Raw genomic sequence first — 19,636 nt, 5'->3', positions numbered from 1 at the left:
GATATTAATATGGAACACAAGTCTGCTCGTGCAAAGGTCCAGGCTTTTGGGGGATTTTTGACCGCGATGGTCATTCCCAATATCGGCGCTTTTATTGCCTGGGGTTTTATCACTGCATTATTTATTCCAACCGGGTGGATGCCAAACGAGCATTTCGCCAAAATTGTCGGCCCGATGATTACCTATTTACTGCCGGTAATGATTGGTTCTACCGGTGGACATTTGGTCGGTGGAAAGCGTGGCGCCGTGATGGGGGGAATTGGCACCATTGGCGTTATCATCGGCGCTGATATCCCCATGTTTCTTGGCTCAATGATTATGGGGCCTCTCGGCGGTCTGGTCATTAAATATATTGATCGGTTGCTGGAAAAGCGGATTCCCGCCGGTTTTGAGATGGTGATTAATAACTTCTCGCTGGGTATCGCCGGGATGATTTTGTGCCTGCTGGGTTTTGAAGTGATTGGTCCGGCGGTACTTATTGCCAATAACTTTGTGAAGGAGTGTATTGAATCATTGGTACATGCGGGCTATCTGCCGCTGTTGTCTTTAATCAATGAACCGGCAAAAATCCTCTTTTTGAACAATGCCATCGATCAGGGCGTTTATTATCCGTTGGGAATGCAACAGGCGTCGGAAACCGGAAAATCCATTTTCTTTATGGTGGCCTCTAACCCGGGGCCTGGCTTAGGTTTGCTGCTTGCCTTTACGCTATTTGGCAAAGGAATGGCAAAGAAATCTGCGCCTGGCGCCATGATTATCCATTTCCTCGGGGGGATTCATGAGCTCTATTTCCCCTATGTGCTGATGAAGCCATTAACACTCATCGCCATGATTGCCGGCGGGATGAGCGGAACATGGGTGTTTAACCTGCTGGATGGCGGCCTGGTTGCAGGGCCAAGCCCGGGGTCAATTTTCGCTTACCTGGCGCTGACGCCGAAAGGTTCTTTCCTTGCTACGATTGCTGGCGTAACGGCGGGAACGGCAGTGACCTTTATTATCACCGCTTTCATTTTGAAAATGGAAAAAAGTAGCGAAGCCGACAGCGAAGATACTTTTAGTGATTCCGCTAAAGCGGTGAAAGCCATGAAGCAAGAAGGCAAATTTTCATATCGCGACGTGAAACGTATCGCCTTTGTCTGCGATGCGGGGATGGGCTCCAGCGCAATGGGCGCCACAACGTTCCGCCGACGTCTGGAAAAGGCGGGCCTGACTATCGACGTTAAACATTACGCTATCGAAAATGTACCGGATGATGCCGATATTATCGTTACCCACGCCAGCCTTGAAGGACGTGTTAAGCGAGTCAGCGATAAGCCCTTAATACTTATTAAAAACTATATTGGCGATCCGTGCCTTGATGATTTATTTAACCATTTGACATCGAATTAATATTTCAGGTTTCTGGAGTAAATATGAAAACGAAAGTAGCTGCTATATATGGCAAGCGGGATGTCCGTATCCGTGAGTTTGAATTACCCGACATTACGGAGAATGAACTGCTCGTAAGCGTAATTTCCGACAGCGTATGTCTCTCTACCTGGAAAGCCGCTTTATTAGGCAGTGAACATAAACGAGTGCCAGATGATCTGGAAAATCATCCAGTCATTACGGGGCATGAATGTGCTGGAATTATCGTCGAAGTAGGAAAAAATCTGACTGATAAATATAAAAAAGGACAGCGTTTTGTTTTACAACCGGCGATGGGCCTGCCGAGCGGTTATTCTGCTGGCTACAGTTACGAATATTTTGGTGGTAACGCCACGTACATGATAATCCCGGAAGTAGCGATTAATCTGGGCTGTGTTTTACCGTATCACGGCTCATATTTTGCCGCGGCATCGCTGGCGGAACCGATGTGCTGCATTATTGGCGCTTATAACGCCAATTACCATACAACACCTTATGTTTATGAACATCGGATGGGAGTCAAACCCGGCGGTAATATCGCGCTCCTGGCCTGTGCCGGACCGATGGGCATTGGTGCGATTGATTATGCCATTAACGGCGGGATCCAGCCGGCGCGAGTTGTGGTGGTCGATATCGATGAAGCCCGCCTGGCGCAGGCTAAAAAACTGCTGCCGGTCAAACAGGCCGCTGAGAAGGGCATTGAGCTTATCTATGTGAATACCGCGGGCATGGCTGATCCTGCTGCGCAACTTCGGACATTAACCGATGGCGCAGGATTTGATGATGTCTTTGTTTATGCCGCCGTTCCGTCCGTCGTTGAAATGGCTGACGATCTTCTCGCCGAAGACGGTTGCCTGAATTTCTTTGCCGGGCCGACAGATAGCCAGTTCAAGGTACCGTTTAATTTCTACAATGTGCATTACAACAGTACCCATGTCGTAGGGACATCCGGCGGCTCCACGGAGGATATGAAAGAGGCTATTACGTTAAGCGCAACAGGACAGCTTCAGCCTTCATTCATGGTGACGCATATTGGTGGGCTGGATGCAGTACCGGACACCGTACTCAACCTGCCGGATATTCCCGGCGGTAAGAAGCTTATCTATAACGGCGTCACCATGCCGCTGACGGCGATTACTGATTTCGCCGAAAAAGGAAAAACGGATCCGTTGTTCAGGGAGCTGGCGCGTCTGGTTGAAGAGACGCACGGCATCTGGAACGAAAAAGCGGAAAGATACCTGCTGGCGCAATTTGGCGTGGATATCGGGGAGGCGGCATGATGTCTCTGGCATGGCCGCTATTTCGCATTACGGAGCAGGCAGCACTGGCTGCCTGGCCGCAAACGGGATGCGGCGATAAGAACAGAATTGATGGGCTGGCTGTTACCGCGATGCGACAGGCATTGAATGATATCGCCATCCGTGGGCGGATCGTCATCGGCGAGGGGGAAATCGATCATGCGCCCATGCTGTGGATTGGCGAGGAGGTGGGTAACGGCGAGGGGCCGGAGGTGGATATCGCCGTCGATCCTATAGAAGGCACCCGAATGGTCGCCATGGGACAAAGTAATGCGCTGGCCGTCATGGCGTTTGCGCCCCGGGGCAGCTTGTTACATGCGCCCGATATGTATATGAAAAAGCTGGTTGTAAATCGGCAGGCGAAAGGCGTGATCAATCTGGCGTTATCGTTAACCGATAACCTGCGAAATGTCGCCAGGGCGCTAAATAAGCCGCTGGAGGATCTGCGTATGGTCACGTTAGATAAACCGCGGCTGAAACCGGCCATTACACAGGCGACGCAACTTGGGGTTAAGGTATTCGCTCTCCCCGATGGTGATGTGGCGGCCAGCGTCCTGACCTGTTTGCAGGATAACCCTTATGATCTGATGTATACCATTGGCGGCGCGCCTGAAGGCGTAATTTCCGCCTGTGCGGTAAAAGCGCTGGGCGGTGATATGCAGGCGGAGCTACTCGACTTTTGTGAAGCGAAAGGGGACAACGCTGACAACCGCCTGGTGGCGCAACAGGAGCGTCAACGCTGCGAAGAAATGGGCGTTGCGGTTAACCGTGTCTACTCCCTTGACGAGCTGGCTGCCGGTAACGACATTCTCTTTAGCGCGACGGGCGTTACGGGCGGCGATCTGGTTAACGGGATCCAACGGGTTGCGAACGGTGTGCGCACGCAAACTTTACTGATCGGTAGCGCAGATCGAACGTGTAATATTATAGACTCTCTGCATTCATGGTGACTTATCCCCGTCATTCTTCACGTTGCAAGTACGTTGGCGACGCGCGTTCACACCAGTCACTTACTCATGTAAGCTCCTGGTGGTTCTCTCTCTTGCCGCTTGTCTGCAACTCGAATTATTTAGGGTATATACTCTGGGCTTTTCAGGATGAAGGACGGTGGCAAGTCCACGCCCACCTGTAGCTTGAAAGACGATGAGTATATCGGGACACAAATGACGACGCTGACAGAAGACGATGTGCTTGAGCAACTGGATGCTCAAAATAATTTACTTTCGTTTATGACGACGGCACATAACATTTTGCTCCAGGGCATTAAGCGCTTTCTGCCGTCGCTGTTTGTCGATAATGATGAAGAAATTGTGGAATATGCAGTGAAGCCGTTACTCGCTCAAAGCGGGCCGCTTGACGATATCGACGTTGCATTACGTCTGATTTATGCGCTGGGGAAAATGGATAAATGGCTCTACGCTGACATCACCCATTTTTCTCAGTTTTATCAGTACCTGCATGAACAGGACGCGATTCCCGGTTTTGCCGACGACATTACCTGGGACTTCATCAGTAACGTTAACTGTATTACCCGTAATGCGCCCTTATATGGCGCGCTGGAGTCGATGAAGTTTGCCGACTTCGCCGCGTGGTCTGAGGTGCGTTTTACCGGTATGGTCAAAACGGCGATGGCGCTGGCGGTAACGACAATTTTAAAGGAATTAACGCCGTGAAAATCGCATTAACGGTTAATGGGCTGCACGTTGAAGCACATTATCATGATGATGAAATAGAGAAGGTTCACAAGCCCTTACTGCAACAACTGGCTAAAATACATGCCGCTAAACCTGAGCGCCGTACCATCGTTTTTCTTAGCGCGCCGCCCGGCACAGGCAAATCCACGCTGACCACCTTCTGGGAATATCTCTCTCGTCAGGATGCTGGCCTGCCGGAAATTCAAACGCTTCCCATGGATGGCTTTCATTACTATAACCGCTGGCTGGAGGCGCATCATTTACGTGCCTGTAAAGGCGTGCCGGAAACCTTTGACGTTGATAAGCTGGCGGAAAATCTGCGTCTGGTGCGGGCTGGCGAAGCGACCTGGCCGCAGTACGACCGACAGCGGCACGACCCGGTGGAACACGCTGTTATGGTCACGGCGCCGATCGTGATTGTGGAAGGAAACTGGCTCCTGCGGGATGACGACAGATGGCGCGCGTTAGCGGAGTTTTGCGATTTCTCATTATTTATTCGCGCCCCGGCGGAAACCTTACGCGCCCGGTTGATTGGACGTAAACTGGCGGGAGGATTATCACAGGCGGAGGCGGAAACCTTTTATGAACGCACCGACGGCCCAAATGTGCGCCGGGTGCTGGAAAGTAGCCTGCCAGCCGATCTCATGCTGGAAATGACCTCTACGGGCGAATATCGGATGGCGTGTCCTTAATGATGTTACGCGGCGTTATCGCGCCATTATGCAGCCGTACCACCCGTGAAAAATGACGCCGGGTAAACGCAGCGTCATGGCTAATCGCCACGACGCTGGTTCCCCGTGCCCGGCATGTCGCCAGCCAGTGTTCAAATACGGTTAGCCAGTGGGCGTCAAAATCCCGGCTGGGTTCATCCAGCAATAGCACAGGCGGCGCCATCGCCTCCAGACTGGCGACCGCCACCATCCGGCGCTGCGCGGCGTGCAGATCGAGCGGGTGCGCCTCGGCGACGTCCGTTAGCTGACATAACCGCAGCGCGGCCTGCGTGCGCCGTGAAATTTCCTCCGCCGATAAGCGTTGTAGTTTCAGCCCAAAAGCGACCTCTTGCGCGACATTGCTGTGGAAAATCTGGTTTTCCGCTTCCTGAAAGAGTACGCCGATAGCGGCGGCGCGTTGACGATTTTTAAGCTGCGAAATCGGCTCTCCATTAAGCGTTACCGAGCCGGAAGTGGGGGAAAGCAGGCCGGACATAATCCGTAACAGCGTTGATTTTCCCGCGCCGTTATCGCCGGTCAACGCCAGCCATTCGCCGTCCTGAAGTTCAAGCGAGATAGCGTGCAGACAGTCAGCTGCGGCATTCGGCCAGCGATAAGCGACCTGATTTAACGTCAACATAATGGGGTTAGCGCTCCGTCACGCAATTGCCATACCCGCTGGCATCGCGTCAGAAAAGGAAAATGATTACGCTCAAAAAGCACAATGAGAGAATGACGTTCCAGCGCCCACTGTTGTAACCGTTCCAGTAGCGTCCCGGTGGCCGCTGACGTCAGCCGACTGAAGGCTTCATCAAGAACTAATAGCCTGGGCTGCATGGCAAGCGCGCTGGCAATCACTACCCGCTGCGTTTCGCCGCCGGAGAGCGTGCCGGGATGGCGATGGCGTAACGACTGGCAGTTTGTCAGGGTCAGCGCCTCGTCAATGCGCCGTAGAATTTCCGCTTCATGGAGGCCGAGATTCTCCGGGCCAAACGCCACCTCTTCCTCTACGCTAAAGGTACAGCCGGAAAGCTGTAAATATGGCGATTGCTGCACCAACTGGATGGTGGGCGACTGTTCTACCAGCGGGAGCCGCCCGATAGGGACGCCAAGCAGTAAGCCTGTGCCGTCAATATCGCCGGGAAGATAATCCGGATACCAGCCAGCCATCAGTTGCGCCAGCGTACTTTTTCCGCTGCCGTTATCGCCGACTATTGCCACTATTCCGGGTGTTGAATAGTGGAAATCAAAACATGCCGGCGGGCGTGTCGCATCGGACGGAAGATAACGAAACTGCTCTAACGTAACCATATCCATACTCCCGCTTCCGCCAGTATTAGCAGTACCATGCCATACCGCGCAACCCGTTGTAACACGCTATCTTTCGGCGCCCACAGCGTGGTTCGGGCTCGATGCAGCCGAAACCCCCGCATATCCAACGCCGCGCCGCGTATTGTCAGATCGTTAAGCGCATTTTGCGTAAGCGGCACGATCAGCGCTGGCATCGCCCGTAGCCGCTGATACCAGCCTTCATCCAGCGGTACGCCGCGCGCGCGCTGGGCTTCATGAACAATCGTCAGTTGTCGTTTGAGCTGTTCGACGACCAGCAGCGGGCCAGCGAACAGGTAAGCGATGCCGGGTGGCAGACGTGAAGCGAACAGGGCGCGAATAAACCGCTGAACCGGCACATACTGCATCCATAGCTGCGACGTCGACACGATCGCCAGCAGGCGTAGCCATAGCGTAACGGCATATATCCAGCGCTGCGGATCGCGAGGCTGCCCGCTTATCCATTCCGTTAGCCAACCGCCATGTACCAGCCATAGCCCAAACCCTAAAGACAGCATCAGCCAGGCGACATACTTCGCCCGCCGCCGCGTTGATTTCAGCGCCAGCAGACAGAGGAAGGCCGCCGCGCTATAAACCGGGAGCACGGTTTGCGCAGGGAGTAGCAGCGTGGTGCAGGCCGCCAGCGCCCATAAGGTTAACGAGGTAAACGGATGCATTTAGCGTACGGCTGACATCGCAGGAAAATGCCGTGTCGTACGTAACGGTAGCTGACGCAGCAGCACCCAAACGATGATCGCCGTCAGAATTTTATCGACCAGATTAGCGCCTATGACGGTAATCGCGACCGACTCTACCAGGTTTTGGCCCATTGAATGCATCCAGGCGACGAATAAATCAGCGCCGCTGCCGGTAACGCCGCCAAAAAGCGCGGTACGAAGCGGTACGGCGACCAGCGTCACCGCTAACGTAATGACGACGCCGCTGACGACCACTTTGGGCAGGGTACGAAACCAGCCTGCGCGCGCCAGCCACCCGGCGACCAGACCGATAACCATCGCTACCGGGGCAAACGCGGCAGCGATAGGGTCGGTAAGAAGCCCCCACAGCAAGTTGGTCAGAAGCCCAGTCAACATGCCGATGAACGGCCCTAACAGCACCGCACTAATTAAGGTGCCGATCGAGTCGAGAAAAATAGGCAGCTTCAACATGCTAATAAGCTGTCCGCCAATCATATTGATGGCAATAGCGATGACAATCAGCACCAGAGACTGGCTGGAAAACGGGCGACGCGTCATAAAGTACCTCTTAAAGAGTCGTCAATTAACGGGAAGAAATATGCAGTTCGTCATAACCGGAAATGGCGCACGGTTGACGGCTGAACGTCAGCGCTGGTAGTTCGCCGATAACCAGTTCCAGCGTGGTACGCACGGTACACCCTGGCATCATATGGCCGCCGAGCATGGCTCCGTAGGGATCTGATACCGCGAGATGTAGATGCTCGCCGGTCAATTCAAGCGTGCCGTTTAGCGAGATAACTTCAAACGTGCCGGTGAGCGATGTGGTCGCCTCTTGCCCGGCATAACGCAGCGCAACATCGGCCAGACTGCCGGTACACCCTGCAATCCAGCCGGCATGTAATTGGTTCTGTTGCACAAAGGCGTGTAATTGGGAAAACACTTCCTGGCCGGGAAGCAGACGAAGCGCGTAAAAGCGCGCTGTAGAGGCATTGTGGTGAGATACAGTCATCGTTACAGGACTCCGAGACTCGGACGTGGCGCTGATAATATAGACGCTGGCGGCAGCGCTTTCTGATATAAATCAGTATTTGTGACGCGGCGATGAAAAGATCTGACGGATGTACTGGTGATTCTTAAATATGGAATAAATTGCAGCGTAAGCGGCCATGAAATGTGATGCAGGTCAGATAACTGTCTTCTTCGACTGGACAAACATTCCTTTTATTCCCCGTTTCGCTTATTCTAGCTGAAGCGTTTCAGTTAATTAAATGTTCGACAATTAACCAATCAGTCGCAGTTTGCGACAGGTGAGGTTTTACTCGACGATGAGCTGCATTACTCTGTCAGCCTCATCTGAATCGGGATAGCCTTGCAGGAGACCTATGACCGTACGCATAGCGATTAATGGCTTTGGTCGCATCGGGCGTAACGTGGTTCGTGCTTTGTATGAATCCGGACGTCGGGCGGAAATTACCGTGGTGGCCATCAACGAGCTGGCGGATGCCGCAGGCATGGCGCATTTGTTGAAATACGATACCAGCCACGGGCGTTTTGCATGGGAGGTTCGCCACGAGCGCGAGCAGCTTTTTGTCGGCGACGATGTCATTCGTATTCTGCATGAACGAACGCTGGCGGATCTGCCGTGGCGCGAACTGGGCGTGGATATCGTGTTGGATTGTACGGGCGTATATGGCAACCGGGAGCATGGCGAGGCGCATATTGCCGCTGGCGCGAAGAAAGTGCTCTTTTCTCATCCGGGCAGCAACGATCTTGACGCCACCGTCGTTTTTGGCGTGAACCAGAACCAACTGCGTGCGGAACATCGTATTGTCTCAAACGCGTCCTGTACCACGAATTGCATAATTCCCGTCATTAAATTGTTGGATGATGCTTACGGCATCGAGTCTGGTACCGTCACGACGATCCACTCCGCGATGAACGATCAGCAGGTGATCGACGCGTATCACTCCGATCTACGGCGCACGCGCGCGGCCAGCCAGTCGATTATCCCGGTAGATACGAAACTGGCGGCAGGCATTACGCGTATATTCCCGCAGTTTAACGATCGTTTTGAGGCAATTGCCGTGCGCGTTCCAACCATTAATGTGACGGCGATCGATTTAAGCGTAACGGTGAAAAAACCAGTAAAAGCCAGTGAAGTCAACCAGTTGCTGCAAAAAGCAGCACAAGGTGCATTTCATGGTATAGTTGACTATACGGAATCACCGTTGGTCTCGATAGATTTTAACCACGACCCGCACAGCGCCATTGTTGATGGCACGCAAACCCGGGTCAGTGGCGCCCACCTGATCAAGACGCTGGTCTGGTGCGATAATGAATGGGGCTTTGCTAACCGGATGCTCGACACCACGTTAGCGATGGCCGCAGTTGGTTTCAGGCTCGACGCGTCAGCGTCGACAAAACTTTAAGCATCATTGAGAGGATTCACCATGTCTGTAATTAAGATGACCGATCTGGATCTGGCCGGGAAACGCGTTTTTATCCGTGCGGATCTGAACGTACCTGTTAAAGAAGGGAAAGTGACCAGCGACGCGCGTATCCGCGCCTCTCTGCCGACCATCGAACTGGCTCTGAAACAGGGCGCGAAAGTGATGGTAACTTCCCACCTGGGTCGTCCTACCGAAGGCGAGTACAACGAAGAATTCTCTCTGCTGCCGGTTGTTAACTACCTGAAAGACAAACTGTCTAACCCGGTTCGCCTGGTCAAAGATTACCTGGACGGCGTCGACGTGGCCGAAGGTGAGCTGGTGGTTCTGGAAAACGTTCGCTTTAACAAAGGCGAAAAGAAAGACGACGAAGCGCTGTCTAAAAAATATGCCGCCCTGTGTGACGTATTCGTGATGGACGCCTTTGGTACTGCGCACCGCGCGCAGGCTTCTACCCACGGTATCGGCAAATTTGCTGACGTCGCGTGCGCAGGCCCGCTGCTGGCCGCTGAACTGGATGCGCTGGGTAAAGCGCTGAAAGAGCCGGCTCGTCCGATGGTGGCTATCGTTGGTGGTTCTAAAGTATCTACCAAACTGACCGTTCTGGATTCCCTGTCTAAAATCGCTGACCAGCTGATTGTCGGCGGCGGTATCGCCAATACCTTCGTTGCCGCTCAGGGCCACAGCGTCGGTAAATCCCTGTACGAAGCTGACCTGGTTGACGAAGCAAAACGTCTGCTGACCACCTGCGATATCCCGGTTCCGACCGATGTTCGCGTTGCCACCGAGTTCTCCGAAACCGCACCGGCGACTCTGAAATCCGTTAACGACGTGAAAGAAGACGAGCAGATCCTGGATATCGGCGATGCTTCCGCTCAGCAGCTGGCTGAAATCCTCAAGAATGCCAAAACCATTCTGTGGAACGGCCCGGTTGGTGTGTTTGAGTTCCCGAACTTCCGTAAAGGGACTGAAATCGTGGCAAATGCCATCGCTGATAGCGAAGCGTTTTCCATCGCTGGCGGCGGCGACACCCTGGCGGCAATCGACCTGTTCGGCATTGCTGACAAAATTTCCTACATTTCTACTGGCGGCGGCGCATTCCTCGAATTCGTGGAAGGTAAAGTTCTGCCAGCCGTAGCGATGCTCGAAGAGCGCGCTAAGAAGTAATCGTTACGGGCAGGGATTCCTGCCCGTTGATTTATTGCCGATCTGACATTCAGGGCGGCCCGTGTTTTTTCCCAAAGCCCGACGATACAGGACAACGAAACATGTCTAAAATTTTTGATTTCGTAAAACCAGGCGTGATCACTGGTGATGACGTACAGAAAGTGTTCCAGGTAGCAAAAGAAAACAATTTTGCTCTGCCGGCAGTTAACTGCGTGGGCACTGATTCCATCAACGCTGTTCTGGAAACCGCTGCAAAAGTTAAAGCGCCGGTCATCGTTCAGTTCTCCAACGGCGGCGCTTCCTTCATCGCGGGTAAAGGCGTGAAAACTGACGTACCTCAGGGCGCGGCAATCCTGGGCGCTATCTCTGGCGCGCATCACGTTCACCAGATGGCTGAGCACTACGGTGTTCCGGTTATCCTGCACACTGACCACTGCGCCAAGAAACTGCTGCCGTGGATCGACGGTCTGCTGGACGCGGGTGAAAAACACTTCGCAGCGACCGGTAAACCGCTGTTCTCTTCTCACATGATTGACCTGTCTGAAGAGTCTCTGCACGAAAACATCGAAATCTGCTCCAAATACCTGGCGCGCATGTCCAAAATTGGCATGACTCTGGAAATCGAACTGGGTTGCACCGGTGGTGAAGAAGACGGCGTGGACAACAGCCACATGGACGCTTCTGCCCTGTACACCCAGCCGGAAGATGTTGATTACGCGTACACTGAGCTGAGCAAAATCAGCCCGCGTTTCACCATTGCCGCTTCCTTCGGTAACGTACACGGCGTTTACAAGCCGGGTAACGTGGTTCTGACCCCGACCATTCTGCGTGATTCTCAGGAGTATGTTTCTAAGAAACACAACCTGCCGCACAACAGCCTCAACTTCGTTTTCCACGGCGGTTCCGGTTCTACTGCTCAGGAAATCAAAGACTCCGTAAGCTACGGCGTAGTGAAAATGAACATCGATACCGATACCCAATGGGCAACCTGGGAAGGTGTTCTGAACTACTACAAAGAAAACGAAGCGTATCTGCAAGGCCAGCTGGGCAACCCGAAAGGCGAAGATCAGCCGAACAAGAAATACTATGACCCGCGCGTATGGCTGCGTGCTGGCCAGACTTCGATGATCGCTCGTCTGGAAAAAGCATTTAAAGAACTGAACGCGATTGACGTTCTGTAATGTAGTCTGTTGATTAAAATGGCTTCCCTCGGGAAGCCATTTTTTTATCGTTATTTCCGGAGAGCGGCGTTAACGCTTTCATCCGGCCAACTCACAGTGTACCTGCCTTTTTTGGGATGATGCCGAAAAATGGCATATTCCTCTGTTTTTGTTTACCTTTAAAAAGTTCTTTTCGTGAGAATGATCTCATTTGCTTGTTTTGCTATGACCAAGGAATATTGAATGGAAGATTTGAATGTTGTCGACAGCATAAATGGTGCGGGCACCTGGCTGGTACGCAACCAGGCGTTATTGCTCAGCTATGCTGTGAATATTGTTGCGGCTATCGCTATTATCATCATCGGCTTGATTGTAGCGCGCGTGATCTCCAATACGGTAAATCGTCTGATGCGTGCGCGTCATATTGATGCGACAGTGGCCGACTTTCTTTCTGCGCTGGTGCGCTATGGGGTTATCGCTTTTACGCTGATTGCGGCTCTGGGTCGCGTGGGGGTTCAAACCGCCTCGGTTATTGCCGTACTGGGCGCCGCCGGTTTAGCCGTTGGCCTGGCATTACAGGGATCGCTTTCTAACCTTGCGGCTGGGGTATTGCTGGTTATGTTCCGTCCGTTCCGCGCCGGTGAGTATGTCGATTTGGGCGGCGTTGCCGGTACGGTACTGAACGTGCAAATCTTTTCCACGACAATGCGCGCGGTAGACGGCAAAATTATTGTGATTCCGAATGGCAAAATTATCGCGGGAAATATCATCAACTATTCTCGTGAGCCGGTTCGCCGTAACGAATTCATTATTGGGGTGGCCTACGATTCGGATATCGATCAGGTGAAACAGCTGCTAACGACGATTATCGAGTCCGACGATCGTATTTTAAAAGATCGCGAAATGACGGTACGTTTGAATGAGCTGGGCGCCTCATCAATTAATTTTGTGGTGCGTGTCTGGAGTAAAAGCAGCGACCTGCAAAATGTCTACTGGGACGTGCTGGAACGTATTAAACGTGAATTCGACGCCGCTGGTATTAGCTTCCCGTACCCGCAGATGGACGTCAATTTTAAACGTGTGAAAGATAACGCCGCGGAGTAATTTTTCTCTCGCGCTGCCTGCCGGCGCTGCGCTTATCCGCCTCCAGTATTCTCTGGTTATTGAGCGGATAAGCGTAGCCGCCATCCGTTATTCAGTCTCTTCATTAGCTTTTCTTATTAGTGATTAAAATTATCAATTTCCGCTAATAATATTCCCGCGCTATAGTCTGCCTTTAAGAAAAACAGCTCAGGGTAGTTAACGTGATATCTTATTATTTTCAAGGGTTTGCCCTTGGCGCCGCCATGATCCTTCCGCTTGGCCCGCAAAATGCGTTTGTGATGAATCAGGGAATCCGTCGCCAGTACCACCTCATGATAGCGCTGCTTTGCGCGTTAAGTGATTTAGTCCTGATTAGCGCCGGTATTTTTGGCGGTAGCGCGTTGCTGATGCAGTCGCCATGGCTGCTGGCGCTGGTCACATGGGGCGGGGTCGCGTTCTTGTTATGGTACGGTTTTGGCGCGCTGAAAACGGCAATGAGCAGTAATCTGGAGCTGGCCAGCGCCGAGGTTATGAAGCAGGGGCGCTGGAAAATTATTGCTACGATGCTGGCGGTAACGTGGCTGAATCCGCACGTTTATCTGGATACGTTTGTCGTGTTGGGCAGTCTCGGCGGGCAACTGGCTATGGAGCCAAAGCGCTGGTTTGCTCTCGGCACGATTAGCGCGTCGTTCTTATGGTTTTTTGGGTTAGCGCTACTGGCGGCCTGGCTTGCGCCTCGACTGCGTACGGCGAAAGCTCAACGCATTATCAACATTCTGGTTGGGGTGGTGATGTGGCTTATCGCCTTCCAACTAGCGCGGGAAGGCGTCGCGCATATGCACGCGCTTTTCAACTAAGCGTTGTCTGATGGACAACAGGCCGATATCCGCTAAGCTTGCCTGCATGCGCCCTGTATATCAGGGCAATGACTGCAATATGGAGGAGAGACTGTGAAGTTCAAAGTGATGGCCCTGGCGGCATTAGTGGGTTTAAGTGCAATGTCGGCGCAGGCAAGCGAATTGCCGGAAGGCCCGCACATCGTGACTTCCGGTACGGCAAGCGTCGATGCTGTGCCTGATATCGCCACCTTAGCGATTGAAGTGAACGTCGCGGCGAAGGATGCGGCGACGGCGAAGAAGCAGGCCGATGAGCGCGTGGCGCAATATCTTTCCTTCCTTGAGCAAAATCAGATTGCGAAAAAAGACATTAGCGCGGCGAATCTGCGCACGCAGCCGGATTATGATTACCAAAACGGTAAAAGCATTCTGAAAGGGTATCGCGCGGTGCGAACCGTTGAAGTGACGCTGCGTCAGTTAGATAAACTTAATTCTCTGCTGGACGGCGCGCTGAAGGCGGGTCTGAATGAGATTCGTTCGGTATCGCTGGGCGTGGCGCAACCGGACGCCTATAAAGACAAGGCCCGCAAAGCCGCCATTGATGACGCGATTCATCAGGCGCAAGCGCTGGCAGCCGGTTTTAACAGCAAATTGGGGCCGGTTTACAGCGTTCGTTACCATGTCTCTAATTATCAGCCGAGTCCGGTGGTGCGAATGATGAAAGCCGCAGATGCTGCGCCGGTATCCGCGCAGGAAACTTACGAGCAGCCGACCATTCAGTTCGACGATCAGGTCGATGTGGTATTCCAGCTTGAACCTGGAACAGGGCAGACGTCGACAACGGCCGCCAGCACGCAGTAATCTCGCCCGGCTTGGGCGCTTCCAGGCCGCGTTTTCTCCCGGTGTTCTCGGTTTTTGCCGCCTGAACGCAATGATTTTGTGATGAATTTCAAAGAAGTGGCGGGAGAATAATGGGTTATGCAGGCCGGATAAGACGTTCACGCCGCCATCCGGCATTCATAGAGAGGCTAATCCTGACGCAGCACCTTGTGCCCGTACTCCAGTAGCGCGTCGGTCACTTTGCGCATCATCCGGCTTTCCGGGGCAAAGCGGTGCCAGTAAAGCATCCGGCGCTGTAGCAAACCAGGCGTTAAGTTGATCAACTCGCCGCTTTCCAGCTCTTTCTCAATCTGCAGGTGAGGGATCATGCAGCAGGTCGTGCCCTGGCGCGCAAGCTGTACAAACGCTTCGGATGAATTAACGATATGGCATGGCACGCTGCCGGGCGGTAGATCGAAATTCTGTTGCAAAAAGGCCTGATGCATATCATCCAGATGGTCGAACGCGACGGCGGGCGCTTTCAGCAGCGACGACCGGGTAACGCCATTGGGGAAATAGCGCTCGGCAAACGGCTTTGACGCGACAAACAGATAGTCGAGCGCGCCCAGTTTGTCTACCAGGCAACTGGGCAGCGCCTGATGCTGAATACTCACCGCGCCCACCACCTCGCCGCGACGCAGACGTTCTTGCGTGCGCGTTTCATCTTCCACCTGTAAATTGAGACGGATAGGGGAGTCCGCCAGCACCGGCGCCAGCGCCGGAAGCAGCCAGGTCGCCAGACTGTCGGCGTTAACCGCCAGCGACAGCAGCAGCGGCGTAGAGCCGGTTTGTTCATCGCCCAGCCACTCTTCTTCCAGTAGTTCAACCTGACGCAGCAGAGCCAGTAATTTTTGTCCTTGTTCCGTGGGGCGAGGAGGAACGGTACGCACCAACAAAGGTTGTCCGAACATATTCTCAAGCTGTTTTATGCGCTGTGAGACGGCGGATTGCGTGATGCACAGCTTCTGGGCGGCGCGCTCGAATCCTCGTTCACGTATAACGGCATCCAGCGCCTGTAGTGTTCTGTAGTCCGGACGTTTCATTGTTGTGTCATGCTCCTGTTATTTTTTTCCGCACTATGACATAAATTTGCCGTCGGTACAGATGAAATCCGTAGCCTGTGTACGGACACGGAGATTTTTCCCGACAATGTTCTATAATGCGGCTGTATTTTCACACCACAGGCGAAACGATCTATGACGCAGGATGAACTGAAAAAAGCGGTAGGATGGGCGGCACTTCAGTATGTACAGCCCGGCACCATTGTGGGCGTTGGTACAGGCTCAACGGCCGCACACTTTATTGATGCGCTGGGCACAATGAAAGGCCAGATTGAAGGCGCGGTCTCCAGCTCGGACGCCTCGACTGAAAAACTCAAAGGCCTCGGTATTCATGTGTTTGATCTCAACGAAGTGGATAGCCTGGGTATCTATGTCGATGGCGCGGACGAAATCAACGGTCATATGCAGATGATCAAAGGCGGCGGCGCGGCATTAACCCGTGAGAAAATTATTGCTTCCGTGGCGGAGAAATTTATCTGTATTGCGGATGCCTCTAAACAGGTGGATATTCTTGGCAAATTCCCGTTGCCGGTCGAAGTGATTCCGATGGCGCGCAGCGCGGTCGCTCGTCAACTGGTGAAGCTGGGCGGGCGTCCGGAGTACCGTCAGAACGTGGTCACGGATAACGGCAACGTGATTCTGGATGTTTATGGGATGGAAATCCTTGATCCCATCGCGCTGGAAAACGCCATTAACGCGATTCCAGGCGTCGTGACCGTAGGGTTGTTCGCCAACCGTGGCGCCGATGTCGCACTGATCGGCACGCCGGACGGGGTGAAAACCATCGTAAAATGATCCCGCCAGGCGTATTTCCTGCCGCGTAAAAAATTCGGTCAGGGCAAATTTGGTGACATGTATCACGTTTAATCGTTTGCCCTGCCGATCCCTCCAAAGAAAAAGTTATTCCCGGTATTTTCATCTGCTATTTCCCGCTGTATGCGATTCCTTCACGACGCTGGCGCAAACGTTCATATTGCCGTGATAATTTTTTTTGATATGTTGAAGGACGGATGCAAATCCACACACAACATCAGATGGCAAAAAAAGACAGGATCGGGGAAATGGCAAAGGTATCGCTGGAGAAAGATAAAATTAAATTTCTGCTGGTTGAAGGGGTGCATCAAAAGGCGCTGGAAAGCCTTCGTGCGGCAGGTTACACCAACATTGAATATCACAAGGGCGCGCTGGACGCTGAACAGTTGAAAGCGTCCATCCGCGATGCCCACTTCATCGGTCTGCGATCCCGTACTCATCTGACAGAAGAAGTGATTAACGCCGCAGAGAAGCTGGTGGCGATTGGCTGTTTTTGCATCGGCACCAACCAGGTGGATTTAAATGCGGCGGCAAAACGCGGTATTCCGGTCTTTAACGCGCCATTCTCGAATACCCGTTCCGTGGCGGAGCTGGTGATTGGCGAGCTATTGCTGCTGCTGCGCGGCGTGCCGGAAGCGAACGCCAAAGCGCACCGCGGCGTATGGAATAAACTGGCGGCGGGATCGTTCGAAGCGCGCGGTAAAAAGCTTGGTATTATCGGTTACGGCCATATCGGAACGCAGTTGGGCATTCTGGCGGAATCGCTGGGGATGCATGTCTATTTCTATGATATTGAAAATAAACTGCCGCTTGGTAACGCAACTCAGGTGCAGCACCTGTCTGAATTGCTGAATATGAGCGATGTGGTCAGTCTGCACGTACCTGAAAACGCCTCCACCAAAAACATGATGGGCGCAAAAGAGATAGCCCTGATGAAGCCGGGTTCGCTGCTGATTAACGCCGCGCGCGGTACGGTAGTGGATATCCCGGCTTTGTGCGACGCGCTGGCGACGAAACATCTGGCGGGGGCGGCTATCGACGTCTTCCCGACGGAACCGGCCACTAATAGCGATCCGTTTACCTCTCCGCTGTGCGAATTCGATAACGTGATCCTGACGCCGCATATCGGCGGCTCGACGCAGGAGGCGCAAGAAAACATCGGTCTGGAAGTCGCAGGAAAACTGATTAAGTACTCGGATAACGGCTCGACGCTTTCCGCCGTGAACTTCCCGGAAGTGTCGCTGCCGCTGCACGGTGGTCGTCGCCTGATGCACATCCACGAAAACCGCCCGGGCGTATTGACCGCGCTTAACCAGATCTTTGCCGAGCAGGGCGTTAACATTGCCGCACAGTATCTGCAAACCTCCGCCCGAATGGGGTATGTGGTAATTGATATAGAAGCCGATGGCGATGTAGCGGAGAAAGCGCTGCTGGCGATGAAGGCGATTCCGGGCACCATTCGCGCCCGTCTGCTGTACTAATTTCCTCTAAATGGGCAGGAGATGACCTGCCCATCCTTTCTCTGGTTTCCCTGCCTCAACATCTCTTCGTGTAACGCATACATTCTGTTTTCGAGCCTTGCCGCAATTGGTAATTAAAGGCAGCGTTGCGTGTTGTACAGCAATAAAAGGAATTTACGATAAGGGCTCAGCATAGCGCTGAAACGGGAAAGCCCCTACCGAAGCAGGGGCTCTAAAAAGGAAAGGGACGATGATGAGATACGTCATCATGCTGCTGATCCTGTTAATCATCGCTTGCCCAGCATATTAACAGTGAGTACGCAGGAGGGGGGTTCGCCTCCCTCACCCTTCACCGAGAAATTTAGGTCAAAAAAGCGACGCTGTCAATCGACAAAACACGGCTACCACTCCCAAATTTTGGATGGCGTTACCACCGCAGGCAGCGGGATATCCCACTCTTCAACCGGCAGTTTTTCCACTAACTGGCAATCATGCGCGTAGCCCACAGGTAGGATCTTATGCTGCTGCCAGTTTTGTAGCGTGCGGTCATAAAAACCGCCGCCCATACCTAAACGCTGCCCGTCTTCGTCAAACGCGACTAACGGCGTTACCAGCACATCCAGCTTTGCCAGCGGCAATACGTCGCGGACATCAAGCCGTGGCTCCTGAATCTTTAAGCGGTTGGTCACCAGCACACTCTGCGGATGATAGTGCAGGAACAGGAGGTTGCCGGGGCTGAAGGGATGAAGAACCGGAAGGTAGACGCGCTTGCCCGCTTGCCATAGCTGTTCAATCAGCGGCTGGGTGTCGAGTTCGCCATCAAAGGAGAGAAACACGGCGACAGTGTGCGCCATCACGACGGGAGGAAAGCTGAGCATTCGGGCGGCGGCCTGTTGACCAAAGCGGCGTTGCAGCTCTGGCGTTAGCGCACGGCGACGTTGCCGAATCATTCGGCGGATTTCTTGTCGTGATAAAGAGAGTTCGGGAAGTTGCGTCATGGCTGTCGCCAGTCAGAAGGGGAATCTCCGAGATGCCGCCGCAGGCTGTAACCCTTGAACCCTTGGTTCAAGGTGAATGTGTCGTCACAGTTTTAAGGCTTCTCGGACGAACCGAGCATGCTCACCAACCGCGGAGCGCCACATTCTTGTGGTATGAAATATCGGCTCAGGGGACTGGCCCGCTTGCAAACATCTCAGAGAAATTCTGTTTTCACAATCACTTTACCATAGTAAAGCGAAAAGTGTTATTCAAAGTTTTGGCCCGTTTTTTCGGTTATGCGACCTTGATCAAGCAACGCCTGTTCGATGGTCTGTTGTAGCATCCGAATACGTTGTTCCATGCTCGCCGCGTAATCGCGGGTCTTCGCTTTTTCCTGAGTTAACTCATAGCTGATATTCAATGCGGCAATGAAAACCAACTGCTCAGTATTTGTGACTCTAGTGCGAACTTTCAGATCTTGCAACCGCTGATTCAGATCGTCCGCAGCCTGATTCAACGCATCCCTTTGGTCAGGCGGGCAATTCACTCGCAGTGAACGGCCAAATATTTGGATATCGACGGGTTGTGCAGACATGCCACCTTCCTGCTGATTGAC

General features: G+C 53.1%; 21 protein-coding genes and 1 other RNA gene. 13 read left to right on the top strand and 9 right to left on the bottom strand.

Features of this window, described 5'->3' with window-relative positions; translation table 11 throughout:
• Window positions 1–9: 9 nt before the first annotated feature.
• From J4645_RS11745 to J4645_RS11725, 5 genes are all read left to right on the top strand, one after another.
• The gene (locus J4645_RS11745) at window positions 10–1,389 is read left to right on the top strand and encodes a PTS mannitol transporter subunit IICB (protein WP_000400411.1); all 1,380 of its coding nucleotides are present in this window, start codon (window positions 10–12) and stop codon (window positions 1,387–1,389) included.
• A 23-nt stretch (window positions 1,390–1,412) separates the two neighbouring features.
• Complete coding sequence (locus J4645_RS11740) at window positions 1,413–2,687, top strand: zinc-binding dehydrogenase (protein WP_000853171.1); 1,275 nt, start codon at window positions 1,413–1,415, stop codon at window positions 2,685–2,687.
• The gene (gene glpX / locus J4645_RS11735) at window positions 2,684–3,655 is read left to right on the top strand and encodes a class II fructose-bisphosphatase (protein ID WP_001519647.1); all 972 of its coding nucleotides are present in this window, start codon (window positions 2,684–2,686) and stop codon (window positions 3,653–3,655) included. Before J4645_RS11740 ends, glpX begins: the two co-directional genes overlap by 4 nt.
• A 213-nt stretch (window positions 3,656–3,868) precedes the next feature.
• The gene (locus J4645_RS11730) at window positions 3,869–4,378 is read left to right on the top strand and encodes an MltR family transcriptional regulator (protein WP_000209974.1); all 510 of its coding nucleotides are present in this window, start codon (window positions 3,869–3,871) and stop codon (window positions 4,376–4,378) included.
• Window positions 4,375–5,091 carry a nucleoside/nucleotide kinase family protein gene (locus J4645_RS11725; RefSeq protein ID WP_023214410.1) on the top strand — a complete coding sequence of 239 codons (717 nt, stop codon included), beginning with the start codon at window positions 4,375–4,377 and terminating at the stop codon, window positions 5,089–5,091. The genes J4645_RS11730 and J4645_RS11725 overlap by 4 nt, the downstream gene beginning before the upstream one ends.
• On the opposite strand, the gene J4645_RS11720 is transcribed toward J4645_RS11725, so the two are convergent.
• The 5 genes from J4645_RS11720 to J4645_RS11700 are packed head-to-tail and all read right to left on the bottom strand — an operon-like array spanning window position 5,060 to window position 8,145.
• On the bottom strand, window positions 5,060–5,749 hold the full coding sequence (locus tag J4645_RS11720) for an ATP-binding cassette domain-containing protein (RefSeq protein ID WP_000956933.1): 690 nt from the start codon (window positions 5,747–5,749) through the stop codon (window positions 5,060–5,062). The two genes, J4645_RS11725 and J4645_RS11720, sit on opposite strands and share 32 nt — an antisense overlap.
• Window positions 5,743–6,420 carry an energy-coupling factor ABC transporter ATP-binding protein gene (locus J4645_RS11715; protein ID WP_001517914.1) on the bottom strand — a complete coding sequence of 226 codons (678 nt, stop codon included), beginning with the start codon at window positions 6,418–6,420 and terminating at the stop codon, window positions 5,743–5,745. The genes J4645_RS11720 and J4645_RS11715 overlap by 7 nt, the downstream gene beginning before the upstream one ends.
• On the bottom strand, window positions 6,408–7,115 hold the full coding sequence (locus J4645_RS11710; RefSeq protein ID WP_000553264.1) for an energy-coupling factor transporter transmembrane component T: 708 nt from the start codon (window positions 7,113–7,115) through the stop codon (window positions 6,408–6,410). Before J4645_RS11710 ends, J4645_RS11715 begins: the two co-directional genes overlap by 13 nt.
• Entirely contained in the window at window positions 7,116–7,694 is a 579-nt protein-coding gene (locus J4645_RS11705) for an ECF transporter S component (protein ID WP_023214409.1), read from the bottom strand.
• Between the two features lie 25 nt (window positions 7,695–7,719).
• On the bottom strand, window positions 7,720–8,145 hold the full coding sequence (locus tag J4645_RS11700) for a PPC domain-containing DNA-binding protein (RefSeq protein WP_023214408.1): 426 nt from the start codon (window positions 8,143–8,145) through the stop codon (window positions 7,720–7,722).
• Between the two features lie 373 nt (window positions 8,146–8,518).
• On the opposite strand from J4645_RS11700, the gene epd reads away from it, so the two are divergent.
• From epd to J4645_RS11670, 6 genes are all read left to right on the top strand, one after another.
• Window positions 8,519–9,565 carry an erythrose-4-phosphate dehydrogenase gene (gene epd, locus J4645_RS11695; RefSeq protein ID WP_000218329.1) on the top strand — a complete coding sequence of 349 codons (1,047 nt, stop codon included), beginning with the start codon at window positions 8,519–8,521 and terminating at the stop codon, window positions 9,563–9,565.
• A gap of 21 nt (window positions 9,566–9,586) precedes the next feature.
• Window positions 9,587–10,750 (top strand): phosphoglycerate kinase, encoded by a 1,164-nt coding sequence (gene pgk / locus J4645_RS11690; RefSeq protein ID WP_000111274.1) that lies wholly within the window; start codon window positions 9,587–9,589, stop codon window positions 10,748–10,750.
• 101 nt (window positions 10,751–10,851) lie between these two features.
• Window positions 10,852–11,931, top strand: a complete 1,080-nt coding sequence (gene fbaA / locus J4645_RS11685) for a class II fructose-bisphosphate aldolase (RefSeq protein ID WP_000034387.1) — start codon at window positions 10,852–10,854, stop codon at window positions 11,929–11,931.
• A gap of 222 nt (window positions 11,932–12,153) precedes the next feature.
• Window positions 12,154–13,014, top strand: a complete 861-nt coding sequence (locus J4645_RS11680) for a small-conductance mechanosensitive channel MscS (protein WP_000389833.1) — start codon at window positions 12,154–12,156, stop codon at window positions 13,012–13,014.
• 200 nt (window positions 13,015–13,214) lie between these two features.
• On the top strand, window positions 13,215–13,850 hold the full coding sequence (argO, locus tag J4645_RS11675) for an arginine exporter ArgO (RefSeq protein WP_000626863.1): 636 nt from the start codon (window positions 13,215–13,217) through the stop codon (window positions 13,848–13,850).
• Between the two features lie 93 nt (window positions 13,851–13,943).
• Complete coding sequence (locus J4645_RS11670) at window positions 13,944–14,690, top strand: oxidative stress defense protein (protein ID WP_000669854.1); 747 nt, start codon at window positions 13,944–13,946, stop codon at window positions 14,688–14,690.
• 167 nt (window positions 14,691–14,857) lie between these two features.
• Here the strand turns inward: J4645_RS11670 and argP are convergent, their stop codons facing one another.
• Window positions 14,858–15,751 carry a DNA-binding transcriptional regulator ArgP gene (argP, locus tag J4645_RS11665; RefSeq protein ID WP_000828345.1) on the bottom strand — a complete coding sequence of 298 codons (894 nt, stop codon included), beginning with the start codon at window positions 15,749–15,751 and terminating at the stop codon, window positions 14,858–14,860.
• 153 nt (window positions 15,752–15,904) lie between these two features.
• Here argP and rpiA point away from each other — a divergent pair, with 153 nt between their 5' ends.
• Window positions 15,905–16,564, top strand: coding sequence for a ribose-5-phosphate isomerase RpiA (gene rpiA / locus J4645_RS11660; RefSeq protein WP_000189741.1), 660 nt, complete (start codon window positions 15,905–15,907; stop codon window positions 16,562–16,564).
• A gap of 266 nt (window positions 16,565–16,830) precedes the next feature.
• Complete coding sequence (serA, locus tag J4645_RS11655) at window positions 16,831–18,063, top strand: phosphoglycerate dehydrogenase (RefSeq protein WP_001151627.1); 1,233 nt, start codon at window positions 16,831–16,833, stop codon at window positions 18,061–18,063.
• Between the two features lie 380 nt (window positions 18,064–18,443).
• On the opposite strand, the gene J4645_RS11650 is transcribed toward serA, so the two are convergent.
• The 3 genes from J4645_RS11650 to zapA all read right to left on the bottom strand — a co-directional run bounded on the left by J4645_RS11650 (window position 18,444) and on the right by zapA (window position 19,615).
• Complete coding sequence (locus J4645_RS11650) at window positions 18,444–19,040, bottom strand: 5-formyltetrahydrofolate cyclo-ligase (protein ID WP_031607666.1); 597 nt, start codon at window positions 19,038–19,040, stop codon at window positions 18,444–18,446.
• Window positions 19,041–19,060: 20 nt separating this feature from the next.
• Window positions 19,061–19,244, bottom strand: a non-coding RNA gene (gene ssrS, locus J4645_RS11645) — 6S RNA.
• A 41-nt stretch (window positions 19,245–19,285) separates the two neighbouring features.
• Window positions 19,286–19,615, bottom strand: a complete 330-nt coding sequence (zapA, locus tag J4645_RS11640) for a cell division protein ZapA (RefSeq protein WP_001276011.1) — start codon at window positions 19,613–19,615, stop codon at window positions 19,286–19,288.
• Window positions 19,616–19,636: the final 21 nt, after the last annotated feature.

The sequence above is a fragment of the Salmonella sp. 32082101201600294FB01SM01 genome, from assembly GCF_017572865.1.
GTDB lineage: Bacteria > Pseudomonadota > Gammaproteobacteria > Enterobacterales > Enterobacteriaceae > Salmonella > Salmonella enterica.
Note: the sequence above shows the minus strand (reverse complement) of the source record. Positions and strands in the feature narration are given on the sequence as shown.